Raw genomic sequence first — 8799 nt, forward strand, 5'->3', positions numbered from 1 at the left:
GCGCCCTACGGCTCGACCACGACCTCCTGCGCCGCGGCCGTCGTGTCGGCCACCAGCCGCGCGTCCAGCGGTACGTTCCGCTTGACGAGCCCCAGGGCGATCGGCCCGAGCTCGTGGTGCCGTACGGCCGTCGTCACGAAACCGATCTTGCGCCCGTCGGGCCCGTCGTCCGCGAGCCGCAGCTCCGCGCCGTGCGGCGGCAGATGGACCTCGCTGCCGTCCAGGTGCAGGAAGACGAGCCGACGCGGGGGCTTGCCCAGGTTCTGGACGCGGGCGACGGTCTCCTGCCCGCGGTAGCAGCCCTTCTGCAGATGGACCGCGCTGCCGATCCAGCCCAGCTCGTGCGGGATGGTCCGGTGGTCGGTCTCGAAACCGATCCGCGGCTGGTGGTGCTCGACGCGCAGCGCCTCGTACGCGAGCAGCCCGACCGCCGGACCGTGCTGGTCGACGTCCGAGGCGTACGACTCCAGGTCCGTACGCGGCAGGAACAGATCACGCCCGTACGGCGTCTCTCGGACGACGACGCCCTCGGGGACGTCGGCGATGGAGCCGGCGGGCAGATGGACGACCGCGAACTCGTCCGTGCGGTCGGCGACTTCGACGCGGTAGAAGAACTTCATCGACTCCAGGTACGCGATCAGCGCGTCCTGGCTGTCGGGCTCCACGTGCGCCCAGGTGGTCGTGCCGTCGTCGACGAGATACAGCGCGTGCTCGATGTGGCCGTGCGCGGAGAGGATCAGCGCCTCGGTGGCGCGGCCCGCCGGGAGGTCACTGACGTGCTGGGTGAGCAGCAGGTGCAGCCAGCTGAGCCGGTCGTCACCGGTGACGGTGACCACTCCGCGGTGCGAGAGGTCCACGAAACCGGTGCCGCCGGCGAAGGCACGCTGTTCTCGGAACAGGTCCCCGTAGTGGGCGGCGACACCTTCGTCCACGCCCTCGGCGGGCACGGCACCGGGCAGGGACAGCAGAGGGCTCTTCATATCCACACAGCCTACGACCGAGTAGGCGCGCTTTTTATTTCCGGAGGAGTGCCGCTCCCCACTTGCCATAGGGCCGCTCCGCCGCCTACTCCGCCTCCGCGGCCTTCTTCGCCGCCCTCGCCGTGCAGTCCTCGCACCGGCCGAAGATCGCGAAGTGCTTCATGTCGGTGGAGAAGCCGAACGTCTCGCGGAGCTTGGCGGTGAAGTCGGCGGCGATCTCGACGTCCGCCTCGATGACGTTCGTGCAGTCGCGGCAGACCAGGTGGAGATGGTGGTGCCGGTCCGCGAGGTGGTACGTGGGCGCCCCGTGCCCGAGATGCGCGTGCGAGACGAGCCCGAGCTCCTCCAGGAGCTCCAGGGTCCGGTACACCGTGGAAATGTTGACCCCCGACGCGGTCTTCCTCACCTCGATGAGGATGTCGTCGGGGGTCGCGTGCTCCAGGGTGTCCACGGCTTCGAGCACGAGTTGCCGCTGCGGCGTCAGCCGGTAGCCGCGCTGCCGCAGATCGCTCTTCCAGTCAGTGCCTTCGGTGCTTCCAGTGCTCACCACACCGAAAGTCTAGAACTACTTGTAGAACTACTTGAAGAAAGCGATCCCGTCGTCCGGCATGTCGTCCGGCAGGGCCTTGGCCCAGCGCTCGACGTCCTCCGGGCTGACGACCTTCTTGAGCTGGGCCGACATGTACGGGCGGAGCGGAACCTCGGGGGTCTGCTTCTCGCCGACCCACATCAGATCGCTCTTCACATAGCCGTACAGACGCTTGCCGCCGCTGTACGGGCCCGAGGCGGCCGTACGGGCGACCGCGTCCGTGACCAGGTCGATCTGGGGCTTCTTGTCGGCCATCTCGCCGTACCAGATCTCGACGACGCCGTCGTCACGGACCATCACGACCTCGACCTTGCGGTTCTGGTCGATCCGCCAGAAGCCGGACTCGGACTCCAGCGCGCGCACCTTGTTGCCCTCGGCGTCGAGGACCCAGGTGTGCGAGTGGTACTCCAGGAAGTCCCGCCCGTCGTGGGTGAAGCTGACTTCCTGGCCGAAGTTGCACTTCTCGTCGCCGGGGAAGTCGTGGACGCCCGCGCCGGTCCAGTTGCCAAGCAGGAAGGCAAGGGGGACGAGGTCCTTGTGCAGGTCGGACGGGATCTCGATCATGAGGTCGGCAGTTCCTTGATGGGGGTCAGCGCTGGCCCTGGTACAGCTTCTTCACGGCCAGCCCGGTGAAGGCGAGAACGCCGACACAGACCAGGACCAGCAGGGCTTCGAAGAAGTACTCAAGCACGGGGTGCTCCTCGGGGGTGACGCGGTGGTGGGCAGTACAGAGCCGCTCCCCACTCTAGTGGGGGTGGGGAGCGGCTCTCTCTCCGAGGTCCGCCGGTCAGCTCAGGAGCTGGCTCTGCAGGACCACGGTCTGCTGGAAGGGCACCGCCTCGGCGGTCCCCCTGCGGGACTGCACGATCAGGGCGACGGTGTCACCCGCCCCCAGGTACGCGTGCCGGACCTGCTCGGCGCCGTACGGCTTCGCCTCGTTGCCGAGGACGCGTACGACGCCGTCGACCTGGGAGGACGCCGGGAACTGCTCGTCGTCGGCGACCTCTTCGGTCCCGCGCAGGTGGTACCGCGGGTTGTCGAAGGCGGTGAGTTTGCCGGCGAGCAAGTCGTCCACGACGGCTGCCGTGGCAAAGCGCAGCAGGTAGATCCGCGTGCGCGTGCCGTCCCGCATGGTCCAGCCGTGGGCGGCGATGTGCCGAAGGCCGTAGTCGGTGAGCATCTGCTCGATGGTCTCCCGGTCGTCCGTCGAGGCGTACTCCGCCAGGAAGGTCTTCACCCCGAGCCAGCCGTCCTCGCCACGCAGCGCGGTGTCGACCTTCGCGCCCTTCGGGGCGGGCAGTACGAGCGCGCGCAGGTCGGCGTGGTGGGCGGCGGCCTTGTTGGCCTCGGCGAAGGGGGCCGGGCTGCCGGACGGCAGCGGCGGCCTGACGATCTCCGGGTAGTCCCAGCGCCCGTCGGACTCGGTCGCGAGTCCCGGCAGGTCGGTGCGCTCCGGCCGCGTGATGCCGTACGCGGCAGCCGTACCGACCGCCGCGAACACCACCGCGACGGCGGTCCACCGCAACACGGCACGCAGGACCCGACGGTCCTTCCCCACCTCGGGCGGCGGGGAAGACACAAGAGCCTGCCGCTCCTCGGTCTGCTCGGTCTGCTCGGTCTGCTCGGTCATATCGCCTCCCCCGGGTCGGTGATGCGGTCGAGCTGGGTGCGCAGCAGCAACGCGACTCCCTCGGTGTTCAGTGGCCCGATCCCGGACGCGGTGGCGCTGACCAGCACGTCTCCCTCGTACGCGGAGCAGAACATCGCCTCGATGTCCTCGCCTGCGGTCTTCGGCTGCAGAAAGCACTCGGCGTTCTTGTGGCCCTTGATGGCGGGGCCCGCGCGGAAGACGTCCATGGCGTCGAGGAACTCGCTCTGGAACGTGGCGATGTCCCGGACGGCCGCCTTGTTCTCCATCCGGGACAGCACGACGCTCACCGTGAAAGCCGTCTTCGGGTCGGCGTAGGAGTTGCCCGCAGTGCTGATGTAGCTGCGCATCGCCATGCCCTGGACGCGCTGCTTGTCGATCTCCTTCTCCAGCCGCAGTCGCTGGGAGCGGGGCAGGTCACGCAGCGACTCCTTGCGCAGGGCGGCGGCCTGGGCACCGCTGAGCCGGGCGTCGTGGCCGTACTCGTTGAGGTCGGGGCCGCGGCCCCAGTCGTCCTCCCCGTACGGCACGAGCAGACCGGCGAGCCCGGTGGCGGCGGCAGGCTGCTTGTCGTCCGTCTTCTCCCTAGGGAAGTCCCAGACGGGCGCGCCCGCGTCCCGGTCGGCGTCGTTCACGGTCACGACGGTGTAGCCGGTACCTGCGACGACGGCGGCGACGAGAAGGCCGGCACCGACGAGGGCGGCGATCCGGCCACGGCGTACGGGCTTCTTCGCGTCCGGCGCCACGGGCTCGGCCGACAGCGTGGCGGCGTCCACCGGCTCTTCCGGCTCGACCGGCCCGGCCAGCCCGACCGGCCCGGTTTCCTCCGCGGGGGCACTGCTCCGGTTGTCGCTCACAGCCGCTCCATCTGCCGCTCGGCAAGGTCCATGATCTTCGCCTTGGCGACCGGCCTGGTGTCGTACACGAAGATCTGCAAGGCGATGTCGCCCCGCCAGGCATGCGCCTCGGCCGTGTACATCGGGAGGTAACCGGCCTTGTTCACGGGCTGCTTCCGTACGTACGCCATGCCGTCGCCGGTGCCGGGGACGGACCAGCTGTCCGTGTCGTACTCCGCCTCCCCGTACTGCTCATCGGCCACGCGTTCACTGGCGGCCAGGCCCTCCTCCTGGCGGTACTGCACGAGCCGGATCACGACCGACTGCGTGCTGCCCGTCCGCCAGGCGGTGACGGCCACGCGCCGGAACTCCTGGTCGATGAGGGTGCTGTAGGCCGTCGCCGGCTCGTCGTATCCCTCCGCGTACGCGTCGAGACCCAGCCAGCCGTCGACGCCTTCGGTGGAGGTGATGTCCCGCGTCCCGCTCGGCCGCTCGACGAGCAGCTTGCGCAGGTCACCGTCGGTCTTCACCCGTCGGTCCTGCGCGGCCGACAGGGGCTGGGGCGCCTTGCCCCCGGCCTGCGGAAGCGACGGCTGCGAGAGGGACGGCAGCTCGGTGGGCTCACGGTCGGCCTGGATCAGATATCCCACGCAGGTACCGGCGACCACCCCCAGCACGGCGGCCGTGGCGATCAGGAGCGTCGTACGCCCCTGCCGGCGCACACGCGGCACGGCCTGCTGCTCCGGGGCCGCCGGAGCCTCCGGGGCCGCCGGGACTTCGGAGGTCTCCTGGACCTCAGGTGGCGCTTCGGGTATTTCCGTGACTTCCAAGACGTCCCCCACAGAACGCGAAGCGCGGATTCCGTATCCGCGCGCACAGGAGACCCATGATCAGCACGTGGGGTTGCAAGGGAGTTGATTACGATTCGAGCATGGCGAAGAAGCTCGTGATCAAGGTGACGGCGGGGGCCGATGCTCCCGAACGCTGTTCGCAGGCGTTCACGGTGGCGGCGGTCGCCGTGGCCAGTGGGGTGGACGTGTCGCTGTGGCTGACGGGCGAGTCCGCGTGGTTCGCGCTGCCGGGCCGGGCCGCCGAGTTCGAGCTGCCGCACGCGGCGCCGCTCCCCGACCTGCTCGACTCGATCCTGGCCGGCGGCCGACTCACCCTCTGCACGCAGTGCGCCGCCCGGCGGGACATCACGGAGAAGGACGTCATCGAGGGCGTACGCATCGCGGGCGCCCAGGTCTTCGTCCAGGAGGCCCTGGCCGACGAGACCCAGGCGCTCGTCTACTGACCGGAATACCGACCGGGACGGGTCACTGCCGGCGCTTCTTGCCGTCCAGCTCGTCCCACCAGTCGTCGGACTTGGGGTCGCCGGACGGGTCGTCCCACCAGCGGTCGTCGGGGCCGCGCCGGTTGGCCACCATCGCCGCGAGCGGCGGAATCACCATGGCCACGACGCACATCCCGACGGCCACAGGCACCGACCAGAGCCGCACGACTCCCCAGGCCAACACAAACAGCCCGATGCACGTCCCCATCATGGCGAAATAGACGTGACGCCTTCTCGCGTACATATGTCCAGCGTAGAACGCCTCGACGCAAGGCTCACCCCGCGAGGCAGGGACGATGCCACGTCCCGACGGACGGAGTCCGGCGCAGCGCCTCGAAGCCTGCGAAGCAGTGCGAGAGACGCGTCAAGGAGAGGTCGTGACGCCTTCTCGCGTACATATGTCCAGCGTAGAACGCCCCGACGCAAAGGCTCACCCCGCGAGGCAGGGACGCTGCCACGACCCGACGGACGGAGTCCGGCGCAGCGCCTCGAAGCCTGCGAAGCAGTGCGAGAGACGCGTCAAGGAGAGGTCGTGACGCCTTCTCGCGTACATACATCCAGCGTAGATCCGGGCCGAGCCGAATGGTCGGTCCGTGGGCAAGCCGAAGGGCCGCACCCCATTACCGGAAAGCGTCCAACCCCCCGGGGGTGCGGCCCTTCGGCCGTTTATACGGTGTCTGCCGTCAGGTGGTTCAGACGGAGACGGGTTCAGACGGCGATGGCCACCTCGGCCAGGCCGCCGGTCTGGGCGACGACCGTGCGGTCGGCCGTGCCGCCGGGAACGAGGGCGCGGACGGTCCAGGTGCCCTCGGCCGCGTAGAAGCGGAACTGTCCGGTCGCCGAGGTCGGGACCTCGGCGGTGAACTCGCCGGTCGAGTCCAGGAGGCGGACATAGCCCACCACCGGCTCGCCGTCCTTGGTCACCTGACCCTGGATGGTGGTCTCACCGGGCTTGATCGTCGAGGCGTCGGGGCCGCCGGCCTTCGCTCCACACATGTTTCGTTTCCGTCCTTCAGGCCTTGTCGTCGAGGATTACTTGTTGGCGCCGAGCTCGATCGGGACGCCGACCAGGGAGCCGTACTCGGTCCACGAGCCGTCGTAGTTCTTGACGTTCTCGACGCCGAGCAGCTCGTGCAGCACGAACCAGGTGAGCGCGGAACGCTCACCGATGCGGCAGTACGCGATGGTGTCCTTGGCGAGGTCGACCTGCTCCTCGGCGTAGAGCTCCTTGAGCTCGTCGTCCGACTTGAAGGTGCCGTCGTCGTTGGCGTTCTTCGACCACGGGATGTTGCGCGCGGACGGGACGTGGCCCGGACGCTGCGACTGCTCCTGCGGCAGGTGGGCCGGCGCGAGCAGTTTGCCGCTGAACTCGTCGGGCGACCGCACGTCGACCAGGTTCTGCGAACCGATGGCCGCCACGACGTCGTCGCGGAAGGCGCGGATCGCGGTGTTCTGGGCCTTGGCCTTGTAGTCGGTCGTGGCGCGGGTGGGCACCTCGGCGACCAGGTCGCGGGAGTCGAGCTCCCACTTCTTGCGGCCGCCGTCGAGGAGCTTCACGTTCTCGTGGCCGTACAGCTTGAAGTACCAGTAGGCGTAGGAAGCGAACCAGTTGTTGTTGCCGCCGTAGAGGACGACCAGGGTGTCGTTGCCGATGCCCTTCTCCGACAGGAGCTTCTCGAAGCCGGCCTGGTCGACGAAGTCACGGCGGACCGGGTCCTGGAGGTCCTTGGTCCAGTCGATCCGGATCGCGTTCCGGATGTGGTTCTTCTCGTACGCGGACGTGTCCTCGTCGACCTCGACGATGGCCACGCTGGGGTCGTCCAGGTGGTCCTGGACCCAGTCGGCGTCTACCAGGACGTCGCTGCGGCTCATGCTCGTTCTCCTCCGGGGCAGTTGCGGCGGGGCGTTGCGTCAGAAAGGGGTGCGGGACGCGCTCGACGATCACGGCTGCGATGGCGTACGCGGCGCAAGGATGGCCCCGACGAGAGAGGTCGAAGGGCCCGGCTCGCGGAAGTACGGCGCTTCCGCTCAGAAAGTGCGACAGAGCATGGCGGCGACGCGGCACAGGTCTACTGCCCGCCGCTTCGTGAGATCCGCCTGTCCCCGCGGCCGGAGGACGCTCAATTTGCACTGCATGGTGTCGATCGTAGGGACGGACGGGCGGGCATGTCACCGGTGTGTCGTATTCTGAGACGCGATCGTCCGGGATGTGGGATGAGGAGGGTGTCCGGCCCGTTTTCTCCCGGCCCCGGAGGGGCTGTCGCCGTCGTCACATCTCTCGCACATCTGCTGTGCGGACGAGGGTGTCTCGCCTTTCGGACGGACAGGGGCGGACGGGAGCGGACACGGACGGTGATCCGAGCGGGCCGATGCCCTGACGACGCCCTGCCCTCACCGCCTGCCCGGCCCACCACCGACCTACCCGACCTACCCGACCAGGCTGACGTCCGAACCCTTCACCGTGATGTCCACGCCCTTCGGCGCCGCTTCGACCTTGTCGAGCTTGATGCCGCCGGGCAGGCCGTCGATCTTCTGCCGGAAGTCCGTGATCAGGCGGACCCGGTCCTCGGCGAGCTGGACACCCAGGTTGGGGAGGGAGTCGGCGTGCACCTCGACGGTGTCGCCCTTGACGCTGACCGAGCTGAGCACGGAGACCGGGCGCGGGAGCTTGGTGCCGAGCACCGTGGCCTCCACCTCGACCTTGATCTTGCCGTTGCCGCCGTCGGAGAGGCCGACGACCTCGGCGGTGACCCCGTTCGTGACGTCCACGGGTTCGGCCTTCGCCGCCTTGAGGAGTTCGTCGTACGAGATCGTCGCCGTGCCGGTCGCCGAGGCGGCCTTCGCGGAGCTGTAGTCGCCGGAGAACGCGACGCCTCGCATCTGGGCAGTGAGGTCGTCGATACGGATCTTGTCCGGGGCGGTGCCGTTGGCGGTGCCCGTGCCGGCGGTGGTGCCGCTGGTGTCGGCCTCGTAGTTCTTGATGCCGACCTCGACCTCGTCGAGTTCGCCGCCGACCACCTGGGTGAGGAAGGGGAAGCCCTTGATCGAGACGCTGGGGGTGGTGGCCAGGCCCTCGTTGGTCTTCAGCCTGTCCGCCGCCTCGTCCTCGGCGAAGCCGACGGCTACGCGGTCGGCGATGATGAAGAGGCCGCCGAGGATGACGGTCACGATCAGAAGTATTCGTAGTGCTCGCATAGTTTCCGTGTTCCCCCACCTTGGCGGTCTTCTGGCGCGAGGGTAACCCTGCCGGGGCCTCCGGCCGGTTGGACGGGGGGAGTTGTCGATCAGCTGTGACAGGGGTGGGCGTGGGACCAGGGCTTTTCTTCGCCCCCGCCGCCCCTACCCATTCCCGTCACTAACTCAGGGGCTCCGCCCCCGAACCCCCAAAAGATTGCGCAGTTCCCCGCGCCCCT

The 8799-nt window shown here is 68.8% G+C and carries 12 protein-coding genes; 1 reads left to right on the top strand and 11 read right to left on the bottom strand.

What is annotated here, in order from left to right; genetic code table 11:
• Positions 1 to 5: 5 nt before the first annotated feature.
• The 6 genes from ACIBEI_RS44435 to ACIBEI_RS44460 all read right to left on the bottom strand — a co-directional run bounded on the left by ACIBEI_RS44435 (position 6) and on the right by ACIBEI_RS44460 (position 4883).
• Positions 6 to 980, bottom strand: a complete 975-nt coding sequence (locus tag ACIBEI_RS44435) for a YgfZ/GcvT domain-containing protein (protein WP_398896743.1) — start codon at positions 978 to 980, stop codon at positions 6 to 8.
• 85 nt (positions 981 to 1065) lie between these two features.
• A complete protein-coding gene (locus tag ACIBEI_RS44440; RefSeq protein WP_398896745.1) occupies positions 1066 to 1527 on the bottom strand; it encodes a Fur family transcriptional regulator in 462 nt (153 codons plus the stop codon).
• Between the two features lie 30 nt (positions 1528 to 1557).
• Positions 1558 to 2133 (bottom strand): FABP family protein, encoded by a 576-nt coding sequence (locus tag ACIBEI_RS44445; RefSeq protein ID WP_398896746.1) that lies wholly within the window; start codon positions 2131 to 2133, stop codon positions 1558 to 1560.
• A 223-nt stretch (positions 2134 to 2356) separates the two neighbouring features.
• Positions 2357 to 3199 (bottom strand): hypothetical protein, encoded by an 843-nt coding sequence (locus ACIBEI_RS44450; RefSeq protein ID WP_398896748.1) that lies wholly within the window; start codon positions 3197 to 3199, stop codon positions 2357 to 2359.
• Positions 3196 to 4074: a hypothetical protein gene (locus ACIBEI_RS44455; protein WP_398896750.1), complete on the bottom strand. Its 879-nt coding sequence runs from the start codon at positions 4072 to 4074 to the stop codon at positions 3196 to 3198. The genes ACIBEI_RS44450 and ACIBEI_RS44455 overlap by 4 nt, the downstream gene beginning before the upstream one ends.
• Positions 4071 to 4883: a hypothetical protein gene (locus ACIBEI_RS44460; protein WP_398896751.1), complete on the bottom strand. Its 813-nt coding sequence runs from the start codon at positions 4881 to 4883 to the stop codon at positions 4071 to 4073. The genes ACIBEI_RS44455 and ACIBEI_RS44460 overlap by 4 nt, the downstream gene beginning before the upstream one ends.
• 101 nt (positions 4884 to 4984) lie before the next feature.
• Between ACIBEI_RS44460 and ACIBEI_RS44465 the strand changes: the two genes are divergently transcribed.
• Positions 4985 to 5347 (top strand): DsrE family protein, encoded by a 363-nt coding sequence (locus tag ACIBEI_RS44465; protein ID WP_055617547.1) that lies wholly within the window; start codon positions 4985 to 4987, stop codon positions 5345 to 5347.
• 22 nt (positions 5348 to 5369) lie between these two features.
• Here the strand turns inward: ACIBEI_RS44465 and ACIBEI_RS44470 are convergent, their stop codons facing one another.
• From ACIBEI_RS44470 to ACIBEI_RS44490, 5 genes are all read right to left on the bottom strand, one after another.
• Positions 5370 to 5630, bottom strand: a complete 261-nt coding sequence (locus ACIBEI_RS44470) for a DUF3099 domain-containing protein (protein WP_398896754.1) — start codon at positions 5628 to 5630, stop codon at positions 5370 to 5372.
• Positions 5631 to 6094: 464 nt separating this feature from the next.
• Entirely contained in the window at positions 6095 to 6382 is a 288-nt protein-coding gene (locus ACIBEI_RS44475) for a DUF1416 domain-containing protein (RefSeq protein ID WP_033324392.1), read from the bottom strand.
• Positions 6383 to 6418: 36 nt separating this feature from the next.
• On the bottom strand, positions 6419 to 7258 hold the full coding sequence (locus ACIBEI_RS44480) for a sulfurtransferase (protein WP_055617550.1): 840 nt from the start codon (positions 7256 to 7258) through the stop codon (positions 6419 to 6421).
• Positions 7259 to 7414: 156 nt separating this feature from the next.
• Positions 7415 to 7522 carry a putative leader peptide gene (locus ACIBEI_RS44485; protein WP_362082748.1) on the bottom strand — a complete coding sequence of 36 codons (108 nt, stop codon included), beginning with the start codon at positions 7520 to 7522 and terminating at the stop codon, positions 7415 to 7417.
• Between the two features lie 291 nt (positions 7523 to 7813).
• Positions 7814 to 8581, bottom strand: coding sequence for a DUF2993 domain-containing protein (locus ACIBEI_RS44490; RefSeq protein WP_398896757.1), 768 nt, complete (start codon positions 8579 to 8581; stop codon positions 7814 to 7816).
• Positions 8582 to 8799: the final 218 nt, after the last annotated feature.

The sequence above is a fragment of the Streptomyces sp. NPDC050988 genome (assembly GCF_044456225.1).
Lineage (GTDB): Bacteria > Actinomycetota > Actinomycetes > Streptomycetales > Streptomycetaceae > Streptomyces.